Origin of the sequence: Geodermatophilus nigrescens, from assembly GCF_900129495.1 — a bacterium.
Lineage (GTDB): Bacteria > Actinomycetota > Actinomycetes > Mycobacteriales > Geodermatophilaceae > Geodermatophilus > Geodermatophilus nigrescens.
In genome coordinates this window covers 811,483-835,638 of sequence record NZ_FQVX01000003.1, presented here as the reverse complement: position 1 = coordinate 835,638, position 24,156 = coordinate 811,483, and the positions used below count along the sequence as shown (strand labels likewise).

Below are 24,156 nucleotides of genomic sequence, written 5' to 3'. Positions count from 1 at the left end.
ACCGGGACTAGACGTCCACCCAGCCGCCGGAGCGCCAGTACTCCCCCGCCTCCCGCGACAGCAGCCCCTCGTCGACCAGGTACCGGCGCAGCGCCGCGGTGTCGGGGTGCCAGACCGCGAGCAGCGCGTTGACCTCCCGCTCGGGATAGCGCACGCCGACGTCGAAGACCCGCACCACGTGCTCGAGCACCACCCGGCGCTTGCTCAGCTGGGCCGGGATGGTGGTCAGCCGGCCGTCGCGGATGAAGGAGGCGAGCACCGCGGACTCCGCCGGGTCGTCCGACAGCGGCTCGGCCGGCGGGGCGGAGGCGGCCGCGGCCCGCGCGGCGGCGCCGAACCGGTCGGTCAGCAGCTCGAGGCCGTGCCCGTCGCGGCGCACCAGCCCGGCGCGGGCCAGCCGGCGGGCGGCCAGCGCGACGTCCTTGAGCGAGAGCCCGGAGGCGTCGGCGACCTCCTCGATCGTCCCGGCGCCGAGCGCCAGCGCCGCCACCACCCTCAACCGGGTGGGGTCGGCCAGGAGCCCCACGATCGTCGCCGCCTCCACGCCCGCGACGGTATCCGCGCATCGACGGACGGGGGCGGGGGTAGCGGGACGCCATGGTGAGCCCGATCGACATCCAGAAGGCCCTGAAGGGCATCGAGTACCCGGCGAGCAAGGAGCAGCTCCTCGAGCACGCGAAGGGCGGGGACAAGGAGGTGCTCGACGCGCTGCAGAAGATCGAGGACCGCGAGTACGAGGGGCCCAGCGGCGTGAGCGCCGCGGTGTTCGACTGACGTCCCGCTAGGTTCGGTGCCCATGACACCGGGCCGGGACTTCACGGGGGACATGCACCTGGCGCACGTGCTGGCCGACCAGGCGGACTCCATCAGCATGGACCGCTTCAAGGCCCTCGACCTCACCGTCGAGACCAAGCCGGACCTGACGCCGGTCACCGACGCCGACCGCGCCGTCGAAGAGCAGCTGCGGATCACCCTCGCCCGGGCCCGCACCCGCGACGCCGTGCTCGGCGAGGAGTTCGGCGTCACCGGGCACGGCCCGCGGCGCTGGGTGCTCGACCCCATCGACGGGACGAAGAACTTCGTCCGCGGCGTGCCGGTGTGGGCGACGCTCATCGCGCTGTTCGACGGCGACGAGGCGGTCGTGGGCCTGGTCTCCGCGCCCGCGCTCAACCGCCGCTGGTGGGCGGCCAAGGACGTCGGCGCGTGGACCGGCCGGCGGCTGGAGTCGGCCACGCGCTGCCGGGTGTCGGGCGTCTCCGACCTCGGCGACGCGAGCCTGTCCTACTCCAGCCTGTCCGGCTGGGAGGAGCGCGGCCTGCTCGACGGCTTCATCGGCCTCACCCGCGCGTCCTGGCGCACCCGCGCCTACGGCGACTTCTGGAGCTACGTGCTCCTGGCCGAGGGGGCGGTCGACGTGGCGTGCGAGCCGGAGGTCTCGCTGTGGGACCTCGCCGCGCTCGACGTCATCGTGCGGGAGGCCGGCGGCCGGTTCACCGACCTCACCGGCGTCCCCGGCCCGGCCGGCGGCAGCGCCCTGGCCACCAACGGCCTGCTGCACGACGCCGCGCTGGCGCACCTGCGGCTGCCCCCGGACGACGCGGCCTGACGCGCCGGCCCGGGACACGACGGCGGCCCCTCCCCGAGTCCGGGGAGGGGCCGCCGTCGTGTGCGGTGCGGAGGCCTACGGGCGCGGACCGCCCGCGCCGCGGCCGCCGGAGAACCGGCGGCGCGCGTCGTCGATGCGCGCCTTCGTCTTCGGGTCGCTCGCCAGCTGCTGCGCCTTGGCCGAGACCTGCTTGAGCGCCTGCTGGCCCTTGGGACTGCGGGCGAACTGGGCCACCTTGTCGAACACCGACGCCATGTCGGGTGCCTCCTCTCGCCGGGGCCCGCGGCCGGGCCCGCTCGTCGAGGTCAACGGATGCCCCGCCCCCGCCGTTCCATGCGGCTGGCCGGGCGTCGGCCCGGTCACTTCCCCGGGGACACCGGCTCGCCCGCCGCCCGCTCCGGCTCCACCGCCAGCCCGACCCCGCGCCCGGCCAGCACGGCGGCACCGATCGCGGAGGCGCTCCGCAGCTCCAGGGGCACCACGGGCCGCCCGAGCAGGTCGGCGAGCACCTGCCGCACCAGCGGGGAGCGCCCGCCGCCACCGGTGAGCACGACCGGCCCGTCCGGCGGCTCCCCGATCAGCCCGGCTGCGTCGGCGACCGCGGTCAGCACCCCCTCGACGGCGGCGCGGGCGAGGTCGGAGCGCGTGGTGCCCGCCGACAGCCCGGTCCACGAGGCTCGGTCACCCGGACCGGCCACCCCGCCGCGCTCGCCGGTGAGGAACGGCCGGAACACCGCACCCCCGGCACCCGGCGGCGACGCCGCGGCGAGGTCGAACAGGTCCCCGGGCGCGACACCGAGGACGCCGGCCGCCCAGGACCACGCCGAGCCGCCGTTCTGCAGCGCGGCCATCGCGTACCAGCCGCCCTCGGCGTCGGCGTAGCCGTGCACGGGCGGGTCGTCGGCGGGGGCGGGCGTCCAGCCGGGCCGCAGCACCTGCGCACCGGTGCCCAGGTTGACCTGCAGCCCGCCGGCGGTACCGGCCGCGAGCAGCGCCAGAGGGGTGTCGGCGCCGCCGACGACGACCGGCACCCCCGCCCCGCCCAGCACCGCCGTCCCGCCCAGCACCGCCGTCCCGGCGACCGCGGCCGAGGACCGCACCGCGGGCAGCAGGCCGGGCGGCACCCCGGCCGCGGCCCGGGCGGCGTCGGACCAGGTGTCGGCGACGACGTCCCACAGCAGCGTCCCGGAGGCGTCGCTGCGGTCGGTGACCCGCCAGTCGGCGCCGGGCAGCAGGGTGGCCCGCAGCGCGTCCTTGGGCAGCAGCACGCCGGCCGCGCGGGCCACCAGGTCCGGGCGGTGCGCCGTGAGCCAGGCGAGCACCGGGCCGGTCATCCCGGGCACGAGCGGGTTGGCCAGCGCGGCGCGGGCGGCGTCGGGCAGCGCCCGCCAGCGAGCGACCTCCGCGGCCGCCCGCCGGTCCGGCCAGAGCACCGCGGGCGCCAGCGCCGCCCCGGCCTCGTCGACCAGGACGGTGCCGTGCATCTGCCCCGAGAGGCCGAGACCGGCCACCGGGCGCCCGCCCAGGGCGGGCAGCAGCCGGGCGAGGGCGTCGTCGAGGGCGGCCCGCCACGTGCCGACGGCGCACTCGGCCCACCCCTCGTGCGGGCCGTCGACCGGGTAGCCGGCCTCCGTCTCGGCGGCGATCCGGCCGTCCTCGCCGAGGGCCACCAGCTTGAGCCCGCTGGTGCCCAGGTCGGCGCCGAGCAGGACGGCGCTCACCGCGGGCCGTGCGCCGCCCCGCCGCTGCGGCCGTTGCGGTCCGCGAGCAGGCCGGCGAGCGTGCTGAGCGCGATCTCCGCGGGCGCCCGCGAGCCGATGTCCAGGCCGATCGGCCGGTGCACGCGGGCGACCTCCTCCGGCGGCACGCCGAGCGCGGCCAGCGCGGCGACGTGCGGGCCCTCGTGCCGCGGGTTGCCCATGACGCCCACCCAGCGCACCCGCCGGGCGAGCGCGTCGCGCAGCACCTCGCCGAGCTCGGCCCGGTGGTGGTCGGTGACCACGACGTCGGCGTCGGCGAGGTCCTCCGGCAGGCCGGCGAGGGTGCGGACCCCGGCGTCGCGGGCCGGGTCGGGGTCGAGCAGCACCGTGCGGAAGCCGAGCTCCGGCGCCCAGCGCAGCAGCACCTCGGCCACGGGCGAGTCGAACACCGCCACCAGCACCCGGCCCGGCGGCGCCTCCCCCGGCGCCCCGTGCGCGACGCCGCAGGCCGGGTCGGTCACGCCGCGCCCCGCTCCGGGCTGTCGCCGTAGGCGTAGCCGGCGTCGGCGTAGCGGCCGCCCACGGCGACCCCGGGCGGGGCGATCTCGCCCAGCCGTGCCAGGTCGTCGGCCGAGAGCTCCACGGCCAGCGCGCCGGCGTTCTCCTCCAGGTAGGACCGCCGCTTGGTGCCCGGGATCGGCACGACGTCGGGCCCCTGCGCGAGCACCCAGGCGAGCGCCAGCTGCCCGGGCGTGCAACCCCGCTCCTCCGCCATGGCCCGCACGGCGTCGACCAGCCGCAGGTTGGCCGCGAACGCCTCGCCGGTGAACCGCGGGTGGGTGCGCCGCCAGTCGTCCTCGGCGAAGTCGTCCGGGCCGGTGATCGCGCCCGTGAGGAAGCCGCGGCCGAGCGGGCTGAACGGCACGATGCCGATCCCCGCCTCCCGGGCGACGCCGAGCACCTCCCTCTCCAGGTCACGCGTCCACAGCGACCACTCGCTCTGCAGCGCCGCGATCGGGTGCACCGCCACCGCGCGCCGGACCGACGCCGCCGACGCCTCCGACAGCCCGAGGTGGCGGACCTTCCCCTGCTGCACGAGCTCGGCCATCGCCCCGACGGTGTCCTCGATCGGCACCCGCGGGTCCACCCGGTGCTGGTAGTAGAGGTCGATCACGTCGACGCCCAGCCGCCGCAGGCTGGCCTCGGCGCAGGCCCGCACGTTCTCCGGCCGGCCGTCGATGTCCATGCCCCCCGAGCCGTTGCGGCGCAGCGAGAACTTCGTGGCCAGCTGCACCTCGTCGCGCCGGCCGCGGATCGCCTCGCCCACCAGCTCCTCGTTGTGCCCGTCGCCGTAGACGTCGGAGGTGTCGAGGAAGGTGATCCCGAGGTCGAGCGCGCGGTGCACGGTGGCGATCGACTCGTCGCGGTCGGCGGCGCCGTACATCTGGCTCATGCCCATGCAGCCCAGTCCGAGCGCGGAGACGACCAGGCCGTCCCGGCCGAGGGTCCGGGGAGACGCAGGAGAGGTCATGCCCCGCATCCTCGTCCCGGCCGCCGACGGGACGCCACCGGCCGTTTCCCTCGGGGTGGCCCGGGTAGCCGCCCGGGGTCGCGACTCCCCGGGAGGACCCATGAGCCCGCGCCCCGCCCGCCGCACCGCCCGCCTGCTCGGGCTGGCCAGCCTCGGCCTCGGCACCACCATGCTCGTCGACCCGCGAGGTGTGGCCCGCTTCGCCGGCGTCGACGACTCCCCCGTGGCGCTGCCGGTCGTCACCGCCGTCGGGGCCCGGGAGCTGGCGCACGCCGCCGGCCTGCTCGCCGGGCGGCCGGGCTGGGCGTGGACCCGCGTGCTCGGCGACGCCGTCGACCTCGCCGTCATGGGCGTCGCGCTGCAGAACCGCCGCGGCGACCGGCACGATCGGCTGCGCACCGTCCTCGTCGGCGCGTCGGTGCTCGCGGCGGTCGACCTGCTCACCGCCCTGCGCTCGCGCCGCCGTCGCGGCTCCTCCGACGGGCGGGCCGGCAGCCCCACCCCCGTGGAGCGGCGGGCGGCGGCCCCGGGGCTGCTGGCCCCGCTGGTCGACGTCCGCCCCGCGCTGGCCGGCGTCGCCCGGCAGCCGGTGCGGCGGCCGGGCGGGACCGACGCCCCCGACCTCCCCGCGGGGAGCTAGCCCCCCGCGGTCAGGAACGCGTCGACGACCGGCGCGAGCTCCGGGGCGGCGAACACGTCGTAGTGGGTGCGCCCCGGCAGGACCGCCAGCCGCGACGCCGGCCGGCCCGAGCCGTCCCAGCCGGCGTCGCGCAGCCCGCCGCCGAGCAGGGCGAAGAACTCCGCCGCGTGGGCGGGCGGGATGCCGTCGGCGTCGGCGTAGGCCAGCAGCACGGGCAGCGTCAGGGCGCGGACCTCGTCGGTCCAGTCGTAGTCGCCGCTGATCAGCGCGCCGGTCTTGTCCATCAGCGCCGGGAAGGCGTCGACGTCGGGTGCGACCGCCGCGTACGCCTCGTACAGCGGCGTCCGCCGCATCCACTCCAGGCCCGCGGAGGACACCGACTCCTGGCCCGCCCGGACGTCGGGGAACCAGCCGTCCCGCCGGCACGGCGCCGACACCACGACCAGCCGGCGCACGGCCTCCGGGGACCGGATCGCCGTCCGCAGCACCACCCCGCCGCCGAGCGAGTAGCCGAGCAGGTCGGCCGGGCCGGGGCCGAGGGAGCCGACCAGCGCGGCGACGTCGTCGGCGAACGCCTCCCAGGTGAAGGGCCGGTCGACGTCCGCGGTGTGCCCGTGCCCCTGGAGCTCGACGGCGACCACCCGCCGCCCCGCGGCCAGCCGCTCGAGGACGTCGCCGAACATCTCGACCACGCCGAACCCGCCGTGGACGACGACCAGCGGCGGACCGCCCTCCCCGACGCTGCGCCAGTACATCCGCACGCCACCGGTCACCGGCGCGTACCCCTCCTCGACCCGCGGGCCCGTCGTCGTCATGCCGCTAGGACGCCGCGGGCGGCCGGGACTCATCGGTGGTGGTGGGATGGGGGCAGCGCGCCCGACCGGGGCGCCGGGCGAGGAGGTCCGCGTGCAGTACGCCGAGTCCGTCGTCGACCTGATCGGCGGCACCCCGCTGGTCCGGCTGTCGTCGGTGACCGCCGACCTCGGCCCGGACGCACCGCTGGTGCTGGCCAAGGTCGAGTACATGAACCCCGGCGGGTCGGTGAAGGACCGCATCGCCGTGCGGATGGTCGACGCCGCCGAGGCCAGCGGGGAACTGCAGCCGGGCGGGACCATCGTCGAGCCGACCAGCGGCAACACCGGCGTCGGCCTGGCGCTGGTCGCCCAGCAGCGCGGCTACCGGTGCATCTTCGTGTGCCCCGACAAGGTCAGCCAGGACAAGGTCAACACGCTGCGGGCGTACGGCGCCGAGGTGGTCGTCTGCCCCACCGCCGTCGACCCGTCCGACCCGCGCTCCTACTACTCGGTCTCCGACCGGCTGGCCCGCGAGACGCCGGGCGGCTGGAAGCCCGACCAGTACGCCAACCCGGCCAACCCCCGCTCGCACTACGAGACGACCGGGCCGGAGATCTGGGAGCAGACCGAGGGGAAGGTGACCTGCTTCGTCACCGGCGTCGGCACCGGCGGCACGATCAGCGGCATCGGCCGATACCTCAAGGAGGCCTCCGGCGGGCGGGTGCAGGTGGTCGGCGTCGACCCCGAGGGGTCGGTGTACTCCGGCGGCACCGGCCGGCCCTACCTCGTCGAGGGCGTCGGTGAGGACTTCTGGCCCGAGGCCTACGACCGGTCGATCGCCGACGACATCGTCGCCGTCTCCGACGCCGACTCGTTCCGGATGACCCGCCGCCTGGCCCGCGAGGAGGGCCTGCTCGTCGGCGGCTCCTGCGGGATGGCCGTCGTCGGCGCGCTGCGCGCGGCCGAGCGGCTGGGGCCCGACGACGTCGTCGTGGTGCTGCTGCCCGACGGCGGCCGCGGCTACCTCAACAAGATCTTCAACGACCGGTGGATGGCCGACTACGGCTTCCTCGACGTCGCCACCGGCGAGACGGTCGGCGAGCTGCTGCACGGCAAGGGCGGGGTGACGCCGGAGCTCGTGCACACCCACCCCAACGAGACCGTCCGCGACGCGATCGACATCCTGCGCGAGTACGGGGTCAGCCAGATGCCGGTCGTCCGCGCCGAGCCCCCGGTGACCGCCGGCGAGGTGGTCGGCTCGGTCGACGAGAAGGTCCTGCTCGACGCGCTGTTCGCCGGCCGCGCCTCGCTGTCGGACCGGGTGGAGAAGCACATGTCCGCGCCGCTGCCGATCATCGGCTCCGGCGAGCCGGTGAGCGCCGCCGTCGCGGAGTTCGGCGAGGCCGACGCGCTCGTCGTGCACGTCGACGGCAAGCCCGCGGGCGTGGTCACCCGCCAGGACGTGCTCGGCCACCTGGCGGGGGTGACCCGGTGACCGAGTTCCCCGGCTTCGACACCCGCGCCATCCACGCCGGGCAGGACCCCGACCCGGCCACCGGCGCGGTCGTCGTCCCCCTGCACCTGGCCACCACGTTCAAGCAGGACGGCGTCGGCGGGCTGCGCGGCGGCTACGAGTACGCCCGCAGCGCCAACCCGACCCGGGACGCGCTGCAGGCGCTGCTGGCGTCGCTGGAGGAGGGCACCGCGGGGCTGGCCTTCGCCTCAGGCCTGGCCGCCGAGGACACCCTGCTGCGCACCGTCTGCGCGCCGGGCAGCCACGTCGTGCTCGGCGGGGACGCCTACGGCGGCACCTTCCGGCTCATCTCGAAGGTGGTCTCGCGCTGGGGCGTCGAGCACACGCCGGCCGACCTCAACGACGCCGACGCGCTGCGCGCCGCCATCCGCCCGGGGTCCACCCGCGTCGTCTGGTGCGAGACGCCGACCAACCCCCTGCTCAACGTCGCCGACATCGCGCGCACCGCCGAGATCGCGCACGAGGCCGGCGCGCTGCTCGTCGTCGACAACACCTTCGCCAGCCCCTACCTGCAGCGGCCGCTGACGCTGGGCGCCGACATCGTCGTGCACTCCACGACGAAGTACCTCGGCGGGCACTCCGACGTCGTCGGCGGGGCGCTGGTCGTCCGCGACGGCGACCTCGCCGAGCAGCTGACCTACTCCCAGAACGCCATGGGGGCGGTCTCCGGGCCGCTGTCGGACTGGCTGGTCGTGCGCGGCATCAAGACCCTCGGCGTGCGGATGGAGCGCCACCAGGCCAACGCCGCCCGGATCGCGGAGTACCTGACCGCGCACCCGGCCGTGTCCCGGGTGCTCTACCCCGGCCTGCCCGACCACCCCGGCCACGAGATCGCGGCCCGGCAGATGTCCGGGTACGGCGGGATGCTGTCGTTCCGGCTGGCCGGCGGCGAGGAGGCGGCCCTGCGGGTCTGCGAGCGGGCGCGGCTGTTCACGCTGGCCGAGTCCCTCGGCGGCGTCGAGTCGCTCATCGAACACCCGCACCGGATGACGCACGCCAGCGCCGCCGGCTCCCCGCTGGAGGTCCCGGGCGACCTGGTGCGCCTGTCGGTGGGCATCGAGGACGTCGACGACCTGCTCGCCGACCTCGAGCAGGCTCTCGGCTAGTCCCGCTCGAGCAGGGTGATCGCCCCCGTCGGGCACTGCGAGACCGCGTCGCGCACGGCGGCGGCGTCGTCCGGCTGCTCCTGCAGCACCCGGACGGCGCCGTCGTCGTCGACCTTGAACGCGTCGGGGGCGAGCAGTTCGCACGAGCCCGCCCCGACGCACACCTCGCGGTCGGCCACGACCCGCATCAGCGGTCCCCGCCCAGCCGCGCGGGCAGCCGCTTGAGGCCGTTGACGAACGACGACGCCAGCCGGTGTGGCGGGCCGGTGACCTCGAGGTCGGGCAGCTGGTCGAAGACGGCCCGGAAGGTCACCTGCAGCTCGCGGCGGGCGAGGTGCGCGCCGAGGCAGAAGTGCGGGCCCTTGGAGCCGAAGCCGACGTGCGGGTTGGGGTCGCGGCCGACGTCGAAGCGCTGCGGGTCGGCGAACACCTCGGGGTCGCGGTTGGCGGCGGCGTAGAACAGCAGGAACTTCTCCCCCGCGGTGAAGGCGTGGCCGTTGATCTCGCCGTCCTGCGTGGCGGTGCGGCGCATCCAGGTCACCGGGCTCACCCAGCGCACGACCTCCTCGACGCCGGTGCGGTCCAGCGCCGGGTCGGCGGCCCAGCGGGCCCACTGGTCGGGGTGCTGCGAGAGCGCCAGCAGGCCCTGGGAGATCGCGTTGCGGGTGGTCTCGTTGCCGGCGACCAGCAGCAGGATGAAGAACGAGGCGATCTCCTGGTGCGACAGCCTCTCGCCGTCGACCTCGGTGCTGACCAGCGCGGTGGTGAGGTCGTCGCGCGGCTCGGCCAGCCGCTCGGCCGCCAGCCGCTCCATCAGGGCCGCCATCTCCATGCCCGCGGTGAGGAAGGCGGTCAGCGGGTCGTCGTTCTCGATGAGCTCCGGGTCGCCGCCGGACAGGATGACGTTCGAGTTGGCCAGCACGGAGGCGCGGTCGGCCTCCGGGACGCCCATCATGTCGCAGATGACCCGCAGCGGGATCGGCGCGGCGATGTCGGCGACGACGTCGATGCTCCCGTCCCCGGCCTCCGCCTTCGCCCGGGCGCGCGCCAGGACGTCGTCGACGACGGCGCGCACCGAGTCCAGCGTCCGCTCGAGCATCCGCGGCGTGAACGTCTTCGACACGATGCGGCGGATCTTGGCGTGCCGCGGGTCGTCCATGCTGATCAGCGAGCCGTAGAACTCGTTGAGGTCGGCCGGCACGTCCTGCATGGACACCGCGCCCTTGCCGGAGCAGAAGACGGCCGGCCGGCAGCTGATCGCCTCGAGGTCGGCGTAGCGGGTGACCGCGTGGTAGCCGGGGCCGGGCGGGAAGCCGGGGATGTCGGGCTCGGCGAAGAAGGCGAAGGGGCGCTCGCTGCGCAGCCGGTCGAAGGCGGCGTGGCGGTACTCCGGCGGGGTCGTCCACCAGTCCCGGTCGGACAGGTCGACGGTCGCCAGGTCGACGCCGCCTGCGTCGGCCGGGGGCACGGCTGCGATGGTCACGGGACGACTCCCTCGTCGTAACGGTCACCTCTGACCGCACGCTAGAGAGGACCGGGTGTGAGGGGCAACACACCCGGGCGCGTCGGCCGGCTCAGGACCGGCCGAGTCGCCCGGTGAGCCAGGCGCGGGCCTCCGCGCCGCCGCGCCGCCCGCGCTCGCGCGCCGCGGCCACCACGCCGTCGAGCTCGCCGGACAGGCAGCGGGTCAGCGCGGCGTCGAGGGCCGCGACGCCGACCTCCTCGGCCGGCACCACGAGCGGCCAGCCGAGGGCGCCGGCCTGCCGGGTGACCTTGGCGCCGCCGGCGACGGGGTCGCAGGCCACCACGGGCCGGCCGGCCTTCAGCCCGAGCACCAGCCCGTGCAGCCGCATGCTCACCACGACGTCGGCGCGCGTGATGAGCGCCTCCACCTGGGCCGGGCGCCGGGGGTGCGGCTTCTCGTACATGTCCATCCCGAGCTCGAACCAGGGCAGCTGCCGGGCGGCCAGCCACTCCTCGATCTCCTCGCGGACACCGTCGGCACGGCTCCGGTCGCCGTACTCGGCCTGCGCCGGGGTGAAGGCCACCGCGACCACCGGCGCGGTGGCGGCCGGGCCGGCGGCGGCGAGGTCGGGGCGGGCGATCCCGTCGGCGTCGCGCTCCCACACCTCGTCGAACAGCGCCCGCCCGGCCTCCTCGACCACCGAGACGTTGACGGCGAGGCGCCGGCAGCCGGCGAAGGCGCCCGTCAGCTCGCGCAGCAGCGGCGAGTCGCGGACCGGCCCGGTGACGAACACCAGGTGCGTGTAGCCCGCGGGGTCGACGTCGCGCCAGTCGACGCCGCGGCCGTCCGCGCCGCCCTCGAGGAACGGCGCGACGGCGACGTCGTACGGCACACCCAGCTCGGTGAGCCAGCCGGCGACGACGTCCCCGCCCAGCTCGTCGCCGACGGTGGCGATCACCTCGTCGAAGCTGAACCACCCGGCCACGAGGACGCGCACACGGTCCACCCAACCAGGCGGGCCGCGGCGTCGCGCGTCAGGAGTCGCGCGCCACCAGGTCGCCGTACTCCGGGTGGCGCTCGATCCAGCCGCGCACGAACGAGCACTGCGGGACGACGGAGCCGCCGCGGCCCCGCACGTCGTCCAGCGCGGCGCGGACGAGCGTGCCGCCCAGGCCCGAGCCCTCGGAGTCCGGGTCGATCTCGGTGTGGGTGAAGACCACCGTCTCGCCACGCCGCTGGTAGGCGGCCAGGCCGAGCAGGCGGTCGCCGTCGCGGATCTCGTAGCGGTCGGCGTCGGGGGCGTCGTGGACGGTCGGCTCCATGCCGTGCGCCAACCGGCGCCGGGCCGCTCCTGTTCCGGGGGAACGACGAGGGCCCCGGAGCGGTGTGCTCCGGGGCCCTCGTGCCAGTAGCGGGGACAGGATTCGAACCTGTGACCTCTGGGTTATGAGCCCAGCGAGCTACCGAGCTGCTCCACCCCGCGTCGGTACGGATCACTCTACACGGCCTCCGGGGGCCGTCGACGCGGGCCTCCGGTGACCTCCGTCGCCCCCTCGCCCGGCGCGCCACGCGAGCCGACCCCGGACGCGGCGAGGGCCCCGGATCGGGTGATCCGGGGCCCTCGTCGTGCGAGTAGCGGGGGCAGGATTCGAACCTGCGACCTCTGGGTTATGAGCCCAGCGAGCTACCGAGCTGCTCCACCCCGCGTCGGTGAGACCACTGTACCCCGCGGGGACGGCGGCCGCAGACGGGGGCCGCCGGGCCGGTCAGGCCGGCCGGCCGGCACCCTCCCGCAGCAGCCTGACCAGGGCGTTCGTCGAGGAGTCGGAGTCGTAGTCCGGCGCACCCTCGCTCTGCAGCTTCGGCGCCAGCTCGTTGGCCATGACCTTGCCGAGCTCCACGCCCCACTGGTCGAAGCTGTTGATCCCCCACACCACGCCCTGGGTGAAGACGCGGTGTTCGTAGGTGGCCACGAGCTGCCCCAGCGTCGACGGCGTCAGCTTCGGCGCCACGATCGCGTTGGACGGGTGGTTGCCCGGCATGACCTTGTGCGGGACGACGTCGGCGGCGGTCCCGTCGGCGGCGACCTCCTCGGCGGTCCGGCCGAAGGCGAGCGCGCGCGGCTGGGCGAGGAAGTTGGACAGGAACAGGTCGTGCATGCCGTCGAGGTCCCTGCCGTGGGCGAGGTCGTTCGGCTGCGCGAAGGCGAGGAAGTCCGCCGGTACGAGCACCGTGCCCTGGTGCAGCAGCTGGTAGAACGCGTGCTGGCCGTTGGTGCCCGGCTCCCCCCACACGATCTCGCCGGTGGCGACGTCGACCGGCGACCCGTCGAGGCGCACCGACTTGCCGTTGGACTCCATGCACAGCTGCTGGAGGTAGGCGGGGAACCGCGCCAGGTACTGCGAGTACGGCAGCACGGCCTGCGTCTGGGTGCCGAAGAAGTCGACGTACCAGACGCTGATCAGCCCGAGCAGCGCCGGCAGGTTCTCCTCCCAGGGCGCGGTGCGGAAGTGCTCGTCGACGGCGTGGAAGCCGTCGAGCAGCTCGCGGTACCGCTCCGGGCCGATGGCCACCATGAGCGACAGCCCGATGGCCGACGTGAACGAGTAGCGGCCGCCGACCCAGTCCCAGAAGCCGAACATGTTCTCGGTGTCGATGCCGAACTCGGCGACCTTCTGCGCGTTGGTCGACACCGCGGCGAAGTGCTTCGCCACCGCCGTCTCGTCGCCGCCGAGCCCCTCGAGCAGCCAGCGCCGGGCCTCACGGGCGTTGGTCAGCGTCTCCTGCGTGGTGAACGTCTTGGACGCGACGATGAACAGCGTGCTCGCCGGGTCGAGGTCGCGGGTGGCCTCGGCGAGGTCCGCCGGGTCGATGTTGGAGACGAACCGGACGGTGATCGACCGCTCGGAGTAGTCGCGCAGCGCCTGGTGGGCCATCGCCGGGCCGAGGTCGGAGCCGCCGATGCCGATGTTGACCACCGCGCGGATCCGCTCGCCGGTGTGCCCGGTCCACTCCCCGCCGCGCACCCGGTCGGCGAAGGACGCCATCCGGCCGAGCACCTCGTGCACCTCGGCGTTGACGTCGTGCCCGTCGACGTCGAGGCCGCTGGTCCGCGGGTCGCGCAGCGCCACGTGCAGCACGGCGCGGTCCTCGGTGCTGTTGACGTGCTCGCCGCGGAACATCGCCTCGGTGCGCTCCCGCAGGCCGGCGGCGTCGGCCAGCGCGGCGAGCAGCCGCACCGTCTCGCGGGTCAGCCGGTTCTTGGAGTAGTCGAGGTACAGGTCGCCGGCCGTGACGACCAGGTCCGTGCCCCGCTGCGGGTCCTCGGCGAAGAGGTCGCGCAGGTGCCGGTGCCCGATCTCGCCGTGGTGCTCGGCCAGGGCCCGCCACTCCGGGGTCTCGCTGATCCGCATGTGTCCTCCTGCTCGCGCGCGTCGGCCGCGTACAGCCTTCCCTAGCGGCCGGCGGGCGGCCATGCGGCCCCGGACGGCAGCGGCCCCGGACGGCAGCGGCCCCGGACGGCAGCGGCCCCGGACGGCAGCGGCCCCGGACGGCAGCGGCCCCGGACGGCAGCGGGCCCCGGCCCTCGCGAGGAGGACCGGGGCCCGGACTGCCGTGCGGGAGGCGTCAGCCGGTCGGCGACGCCGGGGCCGCCGAGCCCGCCGCGGCCTGCGCCGCCTCGTACGCCTCGACGGCGTCCTGCAGGTCGGCCAGCGCCTGCCCCTGCGCGGCGAAGTCGCCGGAGCGCTGGGCGTCCTCGAGCCGCTGCAGGGCCGCGTCGAGGTCGGACACCGCCTGGTCGAGCTCCGGCGCCGACGTACCGCCGCCGTCCGGCGGGGTGGTCGGGTCGGCCGGCGCCGACGGGTCGGCCGGCGGCGTGGTCGGCGTCGTCGGCTCCTGCGGGTCGGGCGTGGAGTCCGCGTCGTCGGAGTCGGTCGCGGTGTCGCCCGCGCCGGCGCCGAAGACCTGGTCGAGCGCCTCGGACAGGGTGTTGGCGTACCCCACCGAGCCGCCGTAGTTGACCAGCACCTTGCGCAGCAGCGGGAAGGAGTTCTCCCCCGTGCCCTCGACGTAGAGCGGCTGCACGTACAGCAGGCCGTTCCGGCCGATGGGCAGGGTCAGCAGGTTGCCGAACACCGCCTGCGAGTCCTCGCTGTTGAACAGCGTGAGGTCACGCGCGACCTGGTCGTTGGTGTTGAACGACTGCTGCACCTGCTGCGGCCCGCGGAACGGCGTGTTGCCCGGCAGCTGCAGCACCTGGATCGACCCGTAGCTGTCCGGGTCGCTCGACGCCGAGATGAACGCCGAGAGGTTCTGCCGGCGGAAGGCGTTGAGGGCGCTGGTGAGCTGGAACGTCGCGCCGTCCTCCCCCGGCCGCGCGGCCAGGATGTAGTACGGCGGCTGGGCCTCACCGGTGGCCTGCGTCTCCTCCGACTGCGTGGGGTCGGTCGGCACCGCCCAGCGGTCGTTCTGCTGGTAGAAGTCGCTCGGGTTGCTCACGTGGTAGCGCGTGAGGATGTCCCGCTGCAGCTTGAACAGGTCCTCCGGGTACCGGACGTGGCTGACGAGCTCCTCGCTCATGTCCTCGCGCGGCTCGATGACACCGGGGAACGCGGCCTCGTACGCCTTGAGGACCGGGTCCTCCTCGTCCCACTCGTACAGCCGCACGGTGCCGTCGTAGGCGTCGACGGTCGCCTTGACCGAGTTGCGGATGTAGTTGAACTGCTCGTTGGGCAGCGCCGTCGTGCCCTGGCCGGTGAGCGCGTCCGCGGCGGCCTCGCCGAGCTCCATCCGCTCGGAGTACGGGTAGGCGTCCGACGTCGTGTAGCCGTCGAGGATCCAGGTGACCCGGCCGTCGATCACCGCGGGGTACGGGTCGCCGTCGACCTCGAGGAACGGCGCGGCCTTCTCCACCCGCTCGCGCGGGTCGCGGACGTAGAGGACGCGGGAGGCGTCGTTGACCGCGCTGGAGAGCAGGAAGTTCCGCTCGCGGTAGTAGATGGCGAAGGTCAGCTGCCGGAAGAAGCTGCCGATCGCGACGCCGCCCTCGCCGTCGTAGGTGTTGTTGACCTCGCCCTCGGAGCCGTCCTCGGGCCGGTCGAACTCCTGCGGGTTCGCCCCCTCCGGCGCGCCGACCACCGAGTAGTCCTCGATGAGCTCGCCGTAGTAGATGCGCCCCTGCTCGACGTCGATGTCGCCGACCGTGGGCAGGTCCCGGCTGGTGAAGTTGGGCTCGCCGCCCTCCTGGCCGGTGACCACCTGGTTGGCCGGCGCGGCCACGAAGCCGTTGCCGTGCGTGTAGACGGTGTGCCGGTTGATCCAGGTGTCCTGGTTCTCCGACAGGCTGCCGCTCTCCAGCTCGCGGACGGCGACCACGTAGTCGCGCGTCTCGCCGTCGACCGTGTACCGGTCGATGTCGAGCTTGTCGGGGAAGCCGTAGACGTTGCGGATCTGCTGGCGCGCGGTGAACGTGTCCGACAGGACGTTGGGGTCCAGCAGGCGGGCGTTGGGGATCGTCGCCTGGTCGTCGCGCAGCTCGCCGGAGGCGGACTCGGTGTCGGCGTCGTCGCCGGTGGTCTGCTGCGCGTAGTCGATGTAGTCGACCTCGGTGAGGTCGTAGGCCTCGCGGGTCGAGGCGATCGCCCGCTCGATGTAGGCGGCCTCCCGCTCGTTGGCGCTCGGGCGGACCACGAACTGCTGCACGATGGCGGGGTAGGCCACGCCGATCACCAGGCTCGACAGCAGCAGCAGGACCAGCGCCGCGGCCGGCAGCCGGAAGTTGCGGACGACGACGTTGGCGAAGAACGCGATGGCGCAGAACGCGGCGGCGAAGACCAGGATCGTCTTGGCCGGCAGCAGCGCGTTGACGTCGGTGTAGCTCGCGCCGCTGAACAGCTCGCCGCGGTCGGAGTAGACGAGGTCGTACCGGTCGAACCAGTAGGCGACGGCCTTGAGCGCCACGAACAGGCCCAGCAGCACCGACAGCTGCACCATCGCCGCGCCGGTCAGCTTCTGCCCCGGCGTCTGCAGCCGCAGCCCGCCGAAGACGTAGTGCGTGAGCAGCGACCCGATGAGCGCCAGCAGCACGATCGCGAAGCCGAAGCTGATCAGCAGCCGGTAGAAGGGGTACTCGAAGACGAAGAACGACAGGTCGAGCCCGAACTGCGGGTCGGTCTGGTTGAACGGCACCGAGTTGCGGAAGGTCAGCCAGGTCTCCCAGCTGCCCTGCGCGGTGAACCCGGCGAACAGGCCGACGACGACGGCGACGGCGGTGAGCACCAGGGTGCGGCGCGGCTCGAGCGACTGGCGGTAGCGCTCGAGGTTCTGCTGCTCCAGCGACATCGGCCGGAACGCGGGACGGAACCGGTAGGCGAGGTACACGGCCAGCGCGGTCAGCCCGCCGGTGGCCACGCCGGCCACGGCGAACAGCAGCGCGCGCGTCTGGAGCTCGGTCCAGAACACCTCGGTGAACCCGGTCTCGTCGAACCAGAGGTAGTCGACGTAGACGTTGGTCAGCGTCCCGATGGCCGTGAACAGCACCAGCAGCACGGCGATGGACCCGATGACCACCTTCGCGCGCCGCGACAGCGTCGGCACGGACACGGGGGGCCGCATGGCCACGAGCGGTCTCCTTCAGTTGCAGGTGCGGCGGCACACCGGGAGGTGCGTCACCGCGGTGGGGCGACCGCGTGCGGTCGGACACGCGCCGCCACGACGGCGCGGACACCGGTCCGCCGGACGGTCCGGTGTCGCCCCGACCAACGTCCGGCGCGGCACCGGGTTCCCCGGCGGGGCCCGTGCTGGCCGACAGCATCCCCCACGCGGGGCGTCCCGTGCCGGGGGCCGGGTCAGCAGCCCTGCGGCGTGCGCCCGGCGCGGACGTCCTCGAGGGCGGTGAGCGCGTCGTCGAGCGTCGCCACCCGCGCCAGGGTCAGGTCGGCGGCCGGGGAGCCGAGTGCGTCGGCGCAGTTGTCGGCCGGCACGAGGAACAGCTCGGCACCGATCTCCTGCGCCGCGACCATCTTGAGCTGGATGCCGCCGATCGGGCCCACGGTGCCCTCGGCGTCGATCGTGCCGCTGCCGGCCACCACGGCGCCCTCGGTGAGGTCGGTGTCGCCGACGAGGTCGAGGATGCCGAGCGTGAGCATCAGGCCCGCCGAGGGGCCGCCGACGTCGGCCACGTCGATGTCGACGTCGAAGGGCGCCGAGGGCTGCTCGGTCACCAGCACGCCCAGCACCGAGCCCGCGCGCCCCTCGGCGGCCGCCGTCGTCAGGGTCGCGGTCCCCGGGTCGCCGAGGCGGGTGTAGCCCACCTCGACCTCGGTGCCCGGCGCGATGCCGCCGAGGACGGTGGTCAGCGTGGCCGAGTCCGGGGTGGCCTGACCGGCCACCGACTCGATCGCGTCGCCCTCCTCGAGCAGGCCGTCCGACGGCGAGTCGTCCCCGGACAGCCCGCGGACGACGACCTTCACCGGGTAGCCGAGCTGACCGAGCGCCGCGGCCTCCGCCGACTCCTCCGAGGTGAGGAAGGCCTGCCGGTTGGCCTGCTCGATCTCCTCCTCGGTCTGGTCGGGCGGGTACACCGACTCCTCGGGGACGACGCTGATCTCGTCGTCGAACCAGCCGCGGACCGCCTCCACCAGGCTCAGGCCCGCGCGGCTGACACCGACGGTGGTGAGGTTCAGGTTGCCGCTGACCTCGTTGCGGTCGCGGCCCCGGACGCTGATCACGGGGTCGCCGTCGATGTCTCCGAGGGTGTTGAAGGTCGGTCCGGGCACCTGGGCCACGTAGGGCACCGGCAGCGCCGCCCCGAGCACCCCGGCCACCAGCAGCAGCACCACACCGACGGCGAGGACGGCGACGCGACGGGTCACGACCGGCCAGCCTAGGTGGTGTTGCCGGCGGCGTCCGCTGACGGCGGACAGCCGGGTCCCCGATCCGCCCGCGACGGCGTGATCACGCGTCTACCGTGGGGGCATGAGCGACGTGCCGTTCGGCTTCGGGCTCCCCGACCGGGACCCCGAGCGCCGCGACCAGCCCAGCCCGAACGACCCGTTCGGGTTCTCCGCGCTGTTCGGGGCCGGTGGCGCCGGCGGCACGCCCGAGGAGCTGCTGGGCAAGATGCCGCTGTTCGCGGAGCTGCAGAAGCTCATGAACTGGTCGGGCGGCCCGGTGAACTGGGACCTGGCCCGCCAGGGCGCCATCAGCGGGCTGGCCACCGGCACGCAGCCGACGTCGGAGGCCGAGCGCGCCGCCGTCACCGAAGCGCTGCGGCTGGCCGACCTGTGGCTGGACCAGGTGACCGACCTGCCCTCCGGCGTCGACCGCGCGGTGGCCTGGTCGCGCGTGGAGTGGGTGGAGCAGACGCTGCCGGCCTGGAGCCGGCTGATCGACCCGCTGGCCGAGAAGGTCGTCGCGGCGATGACCAGCGCGCTGCCGCAGGAGGCCATGGCGATGGCCGGGCCGCTGGCCGGGCTCATGGGCCGGATGGGCGGGCTGATGTTCGGCGCCCAGGTCGGCCAGGCGATGGGCCGACTGGCGGGCGAGGTGCTCACCGGCACCGAGGTGGGGCTGCCGCTGGCACCGGCCGGGTCCGGGGTGCTGGTGCCGCAGAACGTCGCGGAGTTCGCCTCGGGTCTCGACCGCCCGGCCGACGAGGTGCGGCTGTTCCTCGCCCTGCGCGAGGCGGCGTCGCTGCGGCTGTTCGCGCACGTCCCGTGGCTGCGCCAGCAGCTGCACGACGCCGTCCACGCCTACGCGCGCGGGATCACCATCGACCGCGAGGCGATCGAGCGCGGGCTCAACGACGCGATGGGCTCGATGGGCGGCGGCTTCGACCCGTCGAACCCCGAGGCGATCCAGGAGCTGCTCGGCAGCGGCCTGCTCGAGCCGGAGGAGACGCCGGAGCAGCAGATGGCGCTGCGCCGGCTGGAGACCCTGCTCGCGCTCGTCGAGGGCTGGGTGGACGCCGTCGTCGCCGCGGCGGCCGGTGAGCGGCTGCCGGGCCACGGCGCGCTGGCCGAGACCATGCGCCGGCGGCGCGCCTCGGGCGGTCCGGCCGAGCAGACGTTCGCCACGCTCGTCGGGCTGCAGCTGCGCCCGCGCCGCCTGCGCGACGCCGCGACCGTGTGGGGCGCCATGTCCCAGCGGTACGGGTCGGCCGAGCGCGACCGGCTGTGGTCGCACCCCGACCTGCTGCCCACGTCCGACGACCTCGACGAGCCGCTGGACTTCGTGGCCCGCCAGGGCGTCGACGACGAGCTGCGCGCCCTGACCGAGGAGGCCGAGGCACAGGGCGGTGCGGCCGACGACACGGTCGACCCGGCCGACGGTCAGGACGGGGACTCCCCCACCCGCTGACGCCGCCCTGCGGGGCGCCGTGAGGAGTGGGGGCCGGAGGCTCCCGCGATCGAGCGGCGGGCTGGGCTCAGCGCACGACGGGGACGGCACCTGGCCGCGGTGTGATCCGGAGGATCACGATGTCACGGCTCAGTCGACGAGGTCGTCGTCCCCGGCCGGGTCGACGCCGTCGGCGCGGGCGGACTCCACGCCCTCGAGGAACCCGCGGGCCCGCTCGGCCTGCGGGTAGCGCGCCACCAGCGCCCAGAAGCGTGCGTCGTGCGCGGCCTCGAGCAGGTGCGCCAGCTCGTGGACGAGCACGTAGTCGACGACGTAGGCGGGCATCGTGCGCAGCCGGCTCGACAGCCGGATGCTCCCGTCGGCCGGGGTGCACGAGCCCCAGCGGCGCTGCTGGTTGTCCACCCACCGCACGCTGGCCGGGCGGGCGGCGCCGTCGAGGTGCGCCTCCGACAGGGCCCGCGCCCGGGCCATGAGGTCGTCGTCGCCGCCCATCGACCGGCGGCGGCGCTCCTCGCGGGTCTGCAGCTTGGCCACCATCTGCGCCACCCAGCGGCGCTCCTCCGCCGGCGTGAACGCGGCGGGGATGAGCACGACCGTGCGACCGGACTCGCGGTAGGCGGTCACCGTCCGGCGGCGCCGGGCGCTGCGGCGGACCTCGACCGGCCCGAGCGCGGAGGCCGGGTCGAGCGAGGAGTCGGGGGTCGTTCCGGGCACGGGAGGACCGTAGTTGCCCGCCCCTCCCCGACGCGCCCGGGGGAGCCACCCGCTCGGGTACGAGTCGCACGGACGGTGGACAGCCGGGCGCCCCGCCGGGCCGTCCGCCGTCCACAGCTCCGGCAGCGGCGTCATCGCAGGTGACGGCGCCGTTCCCGAGGGTGAGGCCGACCCCCTCCCCCGCCCCGTCCCCGGTCCGCGCACAGGGACACGCCGCCGGGTCCCCACGCTGCCCACAGAGTTGTCCACAGGCTGTGGGGAACGGGGCCCTGCGGACCCCCTGCCGCGCCGGGTCGGACGGTGCCGTCCGGGTAGCGTTCCGCGACGAGGGCGCCCGGAGCGGGGGTCGAGCATCCGGAGGGGAGACGGACCGTGGCGGAGAGCTACAACGGCTACTGCGTGAAGTGCAAGGAGAAGCGGGACTTCGACGGCGAGGTCAAGGTCAGCGAGTCCGGCCGCCGGATGGCCCAGGGCACCTGCCCGGTCTGCGGCACCAAGATGAACCGGATCCTCGGCAAGGCCTGACCGGCCTCCCGGAAGCCGCTCTGCGACGGCGGCGCCCGCACGGCGGGCGCCGCCGTCGCCGTTGCCCGGCCTGTGGACAGCGCGGGCGGGTCGACGCCGGCCGCTGGCACCCTGCGCCGGTGCCCGACGCCCATCCCCTCCTGCCGCCCGGCACGCCGCTGCTGCACCGCGCCCCCGACGCCCTCCAGGTCGGCGGGGTCGACGGTCCCGGCGCGGTGCTCACCGGCACCGACCCCGCCGCCCTGAGCGGCCTCCTGCGCGGTCTCGACGGACGCCGCACCCGCCGCGCGGTCCTGGCCGACGCCGCCGCGGCCGGGCTGGACCCCGGCCCGGTCGGCGCGCTGCTGGACACCCTGCGCGACGCCGGCGCCCTGGCCGACCTCGATGCCGCCGACCTGCTGGCCTCCGACGCCGGGCCGGCCGCCGCCGCACGCACCACCGCCGAACTGACGGCCGCGCGGCCGGGCGCCGGGCGCTGGCGGGCCCGTCGGGCGGCGTCGGTCGTGGTCGACGGCGCCACGCGGGTCGGCGTGCCGCTCGCGGCGCTGCTGGCCGCCAGCGGCGTGGGCCGGACCGTCGTCGCGGACGACGGCGTGGTGACCGCCGCGGACGCCGTCGTCGGCGGGCTGGGGGCCGACGACGAGGGACGCCCGCGCGGGCCGGCCGCCGCCGACGCCGTGCGCCGCGCCGCGCCGCTCGCCGACCTGCGCCCGCTGCCGCCCGGCGTCTCCCCCGACCTGGTCGTCCTGTCGCGGCCGTGGTCGGCGTCGGACCCCCTGGTCGCCGGACTGCACGACGCCGGCGTGCCGCACCTGGTGGCCACGGTGCGCGGGACGACCGGCGTCGTCGGGCCGCTGGTGGTGCCCGCGGTGACCAGCTGCCTGCACTGCGCCGACCTGCACCGCCGCGACGCCGACCCGCGCTGGCCGCTGCTCGCCGCCCAGCTCGCCACGGGCACCGGTCCGGCCGGCGGGTCGACGCTCACCTGCTGGGCCACCGCCCTGGTCGCCGCCCAGCAGGTGCTGGCCTACCTCGACGGCAGCGGGAGCCCCGCGGCGCTGTCCGCCGCGCTGGAGCTGCGCCCGCCGGACCTGGTCCCCCGCCGCCGCCCCTGGCCGCCGCACCCGTCGTGCGGGTGTACCGGCCCCTCCATCGGGGACGAGATCGGCCGTCCCGTCAGCGGCGATGGCGCCCGTAAGGGGACAATGGCACGGTGAGCGACGACGCACGCGGGATCCCGAGCGGCTCGATCTCGCGCACCGCGCGCCTGGCCGCGCTGCCTCTCGGTGCCGCCGGTCGCGCCACGCTCGGGATCGGCAAGCGGCTGTCGGGGCAGTCGTCGGAGGCGGTCACCGCCGAGCTGCAGCAGCGCACCGCCGAGCAGCTGTTCGCCGTCCTCGGCCAGCTCAAGGGCGGGGCGATGAAGCTCGGCCAGACGCTGTCGGTGTTCGAGGCCGCGGTGCCCGACGAGGTGGCCGCGCCCTACCGCCAGGCGCTGGTCAAGCTGCAGGAGGAGGCGCCGCCGATGCCGGTGCGGACCGTGCACGCGGTCCTCGCCCAGCAGCTCGGCGGCACCTGGCGCACGCGCTTCCGCGAGTTCGACGACCAGCCCGCCGCGGCGGCCAGCATCGGCCAGGTCCACCGGGCCACCTGGCGCGACGGCCGCGACGTCGCCGTGAAGATCCAGTACCCGGGCGCGGCCACCGCCCTGATGGCCGACCTCAACCAGCTCGCCCGCTTCGCCCGGCTGTTCGCCGCGGTGTTCCCGGGCATGGACGTCAAGCCGCTGATCGCCGAGCTGAAGGCCCGGGTGGTCGAGGAGCTCGACTACGGGCTCGAGGCCGACGCGCAGCGGCAGTTCTCCGCCGCCTACGCCGGCGACCCGGAGATCGTCGTCCCGCGGGTGGTGGCCAGCGCGCCGAAGGTCATCGTCTCCGAGTGGCTCGAGGGCGTCCCGCTCTCGCGCGTCATCGTCGACGGCACCCGCGAGCAGCGCGACCGGGCCGGCCACCTGATGGCCCAGCTGCACTTCTCCGCGCCGCACCGCGCCCGGCTGCTGCACGCCGACCCGCACCCGGGCAACTTCCGGCTCGTCGACGGCGACCGGCTCGGCGTCATCGACTTCGGCGCCACCGCCCGCCTGCCCGACGGGCTGCCCGAGCCGATCGGCCGGCTGGTGCGGTGGGCGCTGGAGGGCCGCGCCGAGGAGGTGCTGACCGACCTCCGTGCCGAGGGCTTCGTCCGGCCGGGGGTGCAGGTCGACGCCCAGGGCGTGCTCGACTACCTGCGGCCGATGCTCGAGCCCATCGAGCGGGAGACCTTCCGGTTCACCCGCGCGTGGATGCAGGAGCAGGCCGCCCGGCTCGCCGACCCGCGCAGCGACGCGAGCAAGCTAGGACGCCAGCTCAACCTGCCCCCGGCCTACCTGCTCATCCACCGGGTGACGGTCGGCTCGATCGGGGTGCTCTGCCAGCTCGACGCCGCCGCCGGCTACCGCAGCGTCCTCGAGGAGTGGCTGCCCGGCTTCCGCGGCTGAGTCCGCCCACCGGAGAACGACAGGAGGCCGGGTCCCCGACGCACCGGGAGCGTCGGGGACCCGGCCTCGTCCGGGAGGGGCACGGCGTGCCCCGGATGATCGCCGTCTCTCAGCGGACGGCGGCGCTGGCCCGCGCGGCACGCCGGCTGGCGTACTCCGCGCGCCGGGCCCACCGGCGCGCGGCCCGCAGGCGCCGGACGCGACCGGCGGTGTCGGCCTCCGCGCGCAGCTCGCTGAGCCGCGTGGTGGCCAGGTCGTACTCGTAGCTGTACATCGTGGGTCCTCGGTGCTCGTCGGGCGTCGGCGCCCGGTGGGAGTGCTCTCGCTGTTCGCTGGCGCCGTCCCCGCTCACGCGGCGACGACCTTGCGGGGACGGCCCCGCGGACGCTTGCGGGCGATCACGACGCCCCGCTCGAAGATCTCGCCGCCCCAGACGCCCCAGGGCTCGCCGCGGTCGAGCGCGCCCGCCAGGCAGGCGTCGCGGACCGGGCAGTCGCCGCACAGGACCTTGGCCTGCTCGAGGGCCGCGGGGCTCTCGGCGAACCACAGGTCCGGGTCGTCGCTCCCGCGGCACGGCAGGGGCCGCCGCACGGGGGCCGGGGCCAGGGGCGTGTGCGGCGTCCTCGGGGTGGCGCCACCGGTCCG

Annotated in this window: 25 protein-coding genes and 2 tRNA genes; 9 read left to right on the top strand and 18 right to left on the bottom strand. The window is 75.5% G+C overall.

Features of this window, described 5'->3' with window-relative positions; all coding sequences use genetic code 11:
* Positions 1-7: 7 nt before the first annotated feature.
* Positions 8-544, bottom strand: coding sequence for a DUF2087 domain-containing protein (locus tag BUE37_RS17660; RefSeq protein WP_073421632.1), 537 nt, complete (start codon positions 542-544; stop codon positions 8-10).
* A gap of 53 nt (positions 545-597) precedes the next feature.
* Here BUE37_RS17660 and BUE37_RS17655 point away from each other — a divergent pair, with 53 nt between their 5' ends.
* Both BUE37_RS17655 and BUE37_RS17650 read left to right on the top strand, forming a co-directional pair.
* On the top strand, positions 598-774 hold the full coding sequence (locus tag BUE37_RS17655; RefSeq protein ID WP_073421631.1) for a DUF2795 domain-containing protein: 177 nt from the start codon (positions 598-600) through the stop codon (positions 772-774).
* A gap of 22 nt (positions 775-796) precedes the next feature.
* A complete protein-coding gene (locus tag BUE37_RS17650) occupies positions 797-1,606 on the top strand; it encodes an inositol monophosphatase family protein (protein ID WP_073421630.1) in 810 nt (269 codons plus the stop codon).
* A gap of 75 nt (positions 1,607-1,681) precedes the next feature.
* Here BUE37_RS17650 and BUE37_RS17645 read toward each other — a convergent pair whose 3' ends face one another.
* The 4 genes from BUE37_RS17645 to BUE37_RS17630 all read right to left on the bottom strand — a co-directional run bounded on the left by BUE37_RS17645 (position 1,682) and on the right by BUE37_RS17630 (position 4,837).
* A complete protein-coding gene (locus tag BUE37_RS17645) occupies positions 1,682-1,861 on the bottom strand; it encodes a hypothetical protein (protein WP_073421629.1) in 180 nt (59 codons plus the stop codon).
* A gap of 104 nt (positions 1,862-1,965) precedes the next feature.
* Positions 1,966-3,327, bottom strand: a complete 1,362-nt coding sequence (locus BUE37_RS17640) for an FGGY family carbohydrate kinase (protein ID WP_073421628.1) — start codon at positions 3,325-3,327, stop codon at positions 1,966-1,968.
* A complete protein-coding gene (locus BUE37_RS17635; RefSeq protein ID WP_073421627.1) occupies positions 3,324-3,827 on the bottom strand; it encodes an XdhC family protein in 504 nt (167 codons plus the stop codon). Before BUE37_RS17635 ends, BUE37_RS17640 begins: the two co-directional genes overlap by 4 nt.
* Positions 3,824-4,837 carry an aldo/keto reductase gene (locus tag BUE37_RS17630; protein WP_073421626.1) on the bottom strand — a complete coding sequence of 338 codons (1,014 nt, stop codon included), beginning with the start codon at positions 4,835-4,837 and terminating at the stop codon, positions 3,824-3,826. Before BUE37_RS17630 ends, BUE37_RS17635 begins: the two co-directional genes overlap by 4 nt.
* 100 nt (positions 4,838-4,937) lie before the next feature.
* On the opposite strand from BUE37_RS17630, the gene BUE37_RS17625 reads away from it, so the two are divergent.
* Positions 4,938-5,477: a hypothetical protein gene (locus BUE37_RS17625; RefSeq protein WP_073421625.1), complete on the top strand. Its 540-nt coding sequence runs from the start codon at positions 4,938-4,940 to the stop codon at positions 5,475-5,477.
* Here the strand turns inward: BUE37_RS17625 and BUE37_RS17620 are convergent.
* Positions 5,474-6,292, bottom strand: coding sequence for an alpha/beta fold hydrolase (locus BUE37_RS17620; protein WP_073421624.1), 819 nt, complete (start codon positions 6,290-6,292; stop codon positions 5,474-5,476). The two genes, BUE37_RS17625 and BUE37_RS17620, sit on opposite strands and share 4 nt — an antisense overlap.
* A gap of 91 nt (positions 6,293-6,383) precedes the next feature.
* Here BUE37_RS17620 and BUE37_RS17615 point away from each other — a divergent pair, with 91 nt between their 5' ends.
* Both BUE37_RS17615 and BUE37_RS17610 read left to right on the top strand, forming a co-directional pair.
* On the top strand, positions 6,384-7,766 hold the full coding sequence (locus BUE37_RS17615; protein ID WP_073421623.1) for a cystathionine beta-synthase: 1,383 nt from the start codon (positions 6,384-6,386) through the stop codon (positions 7,764-7,766).
* On the top strand, positions 7,763-8,911 hold the full coding sequence (locus BUE37_RS17610; protein ID WP_073421622.1) for a cystathionine gamma-synthase: 1,149 nt from the start codon (positions 7,763-7,765) through the stop codon (positions 8,909-8,911). Before BUE37_RS17615 ends, BUE37_RS17610 begins: the two co-directional genes overlap by 4 nt.
* Here the strand turns inward: BUE37_RS17610 and BUE37_RS17605 are convergent.
* The 9 genes from BUE37_RS17605 to BUE37_RS17565 form a co-directional block, all read right to left on the bottom strand.
* Complete coding sequence (locus tag BUE37_RS17605; protein ID WP_083628825.1) at positions 8,908-9,099, bottom strand: ferredoxin; 192 nt, start codon at positions 9,097-9,099, stop codon at positions 8,908-8,910. The two genes, BUE37_RS17610 and BUE37_RS17605, sit on opposite strands and share 4 nt — an antisense overlap.
* Positions 9,099-10,394 carry a cytochrome P450 gene (locus BUE37_RS17600; protein WP_139253026.1) on the bottom strand — a complete coding sequence of 432 codons (1,296 nt, stop codon included), beginning with the start codon at positions 10,392-10,394 and terminating at the stop codon, positions 9,099-9,101. The genes BUE37_RS17605 and BUE37_RS17600 overlap by 1 nt, the downstream gene beginning before the upstream one ends.
* A 91-nt stretch (positions 10,395-10,485) precedes the next feature.
* Complete coding sequence (locus BUE37_RS17595) at positions 10,486-11,373, bottom strand: polysaccharide pyruvyl transferase family protein (protein ID WP_073421621.1); 888 nt, start codon at positions 11,371-11,373, stop codon at positions 10,486-10,488.
* Positions 11,374-11,410: 37 nt separating this feature from the next.
* Positions 11,411-11,698 (bottom strand): GNAT family N-acetyltransferase, encoded by a 288-nt coding sequence (locus BUE37_RS17590; RefSeq protein WP_073421620.1) that lies wholly within the window; start codon positions 11,696-11,698, stop codon positions 11,411-11,413.
* An 87-nt stretch (positions 11,699-11,785) separates the two neighbouring features.
* Positions 11,786-11,859: transfer RNA gene (locus BUE37_RS17585), tRNA-Met, on the bottom strand.
* Positions 11,860-12,009: 150 nt separating this feature from the next.
* A tRNA-Met gene (locus tag BUE37_RS17580) sits at positions 12,010-12,083 on the bottom strand.
* A gap of 59 nt (positions 12,084-12,142) precedes the next feature.
* Complete coding sequence (gene pgi / locus BUE37_RS17575; protein WP_073421619.1) at positions 12,143-13,789, bottom strand: glucose-6-phosphate isomerase; 1,647 nt, start codon at positions 13,787-13,789, stop codon at positions 12,143-12,145.
* Positions 13,790-14,003: 214 nt separating this feature from the next.
* The gene (locus tag BUE37_RS17570; RefSeq protein WP_245794751.1) at positions 14,004-16,991 is read right to left on the bottom strand and encodes a UPF0182 family membrane protein; all 2,988 of its coding nucleotides are present in this window, start codon (positions 16,989-16,991) and stop codon (positions 14,004-14,006) included.
* Positions 16,992-17,224: 233 nt separating this feature from the next.
* Entirely contained in the window at positions 17,225-18,250 is a 1,026-nt protein-coding gene (locus BUE37_RS17565) for a YlbL family protein (protein WP_073421617.1), read from the bottom strand.
* Positions 18,251-18,353: 103 nt separating this feature from the next.
* Here BUE37_RS17565 and BUE37_RS17560 point away from each other — a divergent pair, with 103 nt between their 5' ends.
* Entirely contained in the window at positions 18,354-19,736 is a 1,383-nt protein-coding gene (locus BUE37_RS17560; RefSeq protein WP_073421616.1) for a zinc-dependent metalloprotease, read from the top strand.
* Between the two features lie 129 nt (positions 19,737-19,865).
* Here the strand turns inward: BUE37_RS17560 and BUE37_RS17555 are convergent, their stop codons facing one another.
* A complete protein-coding gene (locus BUE37_RS17555) occupies positions 19,866-20,450 on the bottom strand; it encodes a M48 metallopeptidase family protein (protein WP_073421615.1) in 585 nt (194 codons plus the stop codon).
* A gap of 372 nt (positions 20,451-20,822) precedes the next feature.
* On the opposite strand from BUE37_RS17555, the gene BUE37_RS23990 reads away from it, so the two are divergent.
* The 3 genes from BUE37_RS23990 to BUE37_RS17545 all read left to right on the top strand — a co-directional run bounded on the left by BUE37_RS23990 (position 20,823) and on the right by BUE37_RS17545 (position 23,511).
* Positions 20,823-20,975, top strand: coding sequence for a DUF5679 domain-containing protein (locus tag BUE37_RS23990; protein ID WP_012950213.1), 153 nt, complete (start codon positions 20,823-20,825; stop codon positions 20,973-20,975).
* A gap of 119 nt (positions 20,976-21,094) precedes the next feature.
* Positions 21,095-22,192, top strand: coding sequence for a ThiF family adenylyltransferase (locus BUE37_RS17550; RefSeq protein ID WP_073421614.1), 1,098 nt, complete (start codon positions 21,095-21,097; stop codon positions 22,190-22,192).
* Positions 22,189-23,511, top strand: coding sequence for an ABC1 kinase family protein (locus tag BUE37_RS17545; RefSeq protein ID WP_073421613.1), 1,323 nt, complete (start codon positions 22,189-22,191; stop codon positions 23,509-23,511). Before BUE37_RS17550 ends, BUE37_RS17545 begins: the two co-directional genes overlap by 4 nt.
* A gap of 109 nt (positions 23,512-23,620) precedes the next feature.
* Here the strand turns inward: BUE37_RS17545 and BUE37_RS23985 are convergent, their stop codons facing one another.
* Positions 23,621-23,785 carry a hypothetical protein gene (locus tag BUE37_RS23985; RefSeq protein WP_175562909.1) on the bottom strand — a complete coding sequence of 55 codons (165 nt, stop codon included), beginning with the start codon at positions 23,783-23,785 and terminating at the stop codon, positions 23,621-23,623.
* A gap of 74 nt (positions 23,786-23,859) precedes the next feature.
* Positions 23,860-24,102 (bottom strand): WhiB family transcriptional regulator, encoded by a 243-nt coding sequence (locus tag BUE37_RS17540; protein ID WP_281248093.1) that lies wholly within the window; start codon positions 24,100-24,102, stop codon positions 23,860-23,862.
* Between the last annotated feature and the right edge of the window lie 54 nt (positions 24,103-24,156).

Coding starts and splice junctions, on each gene's coding strand:
- BUE37_RS17630 (WP_073421626.1), bottom strand. CDS start 4,837: ATGACCTCTCCTGCGTCTCCCCGGACCCTCGGCCGGGACGGCCTGGTC.
- BUE37_RS17570 (WP_245794751.1), bottom strand. CDS start 16,991: ATGCGGCCCCCCGTGTCCGTGCCGACGCTGTCGCGGCGCGCGAAGGTG.
- BUE37_RS17645 (WP_073421629.1), bottom strand. CDS start 1,861: ATGGCGTCGGTGTTCGACAAGGTGGCCCAGTTCGCCCGCAGTCCCAAG.
- pgi (WP_073421619.1), bottom strand. CDS start 13,789: ATGCGGATCAGCGAGACCCCGGAGTGGCGGGCCCTGGCCGAGCACCAC.
- BUE37_RS17590 (WP_073421620.1), bottom strand. CDS start 11,698: ATGGAGCCGACCGTCCACGACGCCCCCGACGCCGACCGCTACGAGATC.
- BUE37_RS23985 (WP_175562909.1), bottom strand. CDS start 23,785: ATGTACAGCTACGAGTACGACCTGGCCACCACGCGGCTCAGCGAGCTG.
- BUE37_RS17620 (WP_073421624.1), bottom strand. CDS start 6,292: ATGACGACGACGGGCCCGCGGGTCGAGGAGGGGTACGCGCCGGTGACC.
- BUE37_RS17625 (WP_073421625.1), top strand. CDS start 4,938: ATGAGCCCGCGCCCCGCCCGCCGCACCGCCCGCCTGCTCGGGCTGGCC.
- BUE37_RS17650 (WP_073421630.1), top strand. CDS start 797: ATGACACCGGGCCGGGACTTCACGGGGGACATGCACCTGGCGCACGTG.
- BUE37_RS17605 (WP_083628825.1), bottom strand. CDS start 9,099: ATGCGGGTCGTGGCCGACCGCGAGGTGTGCGTCGGGGCGGGCTCGTGC.
- BUE37_RS17560 (WP_073421616.1), top strand. CDS start 18,354: ATGAGCGACGTGCCGTTCGGCTTCGGGCTCCCCGACCGGGACCCCGAG.
- BUE37_RS17655 (WP_073421631.1), top strand. CDS start 598: ATGGTGAGCCCGATCGACATCCAGAAGGCCCTGAAGGGCATCGAGTAC.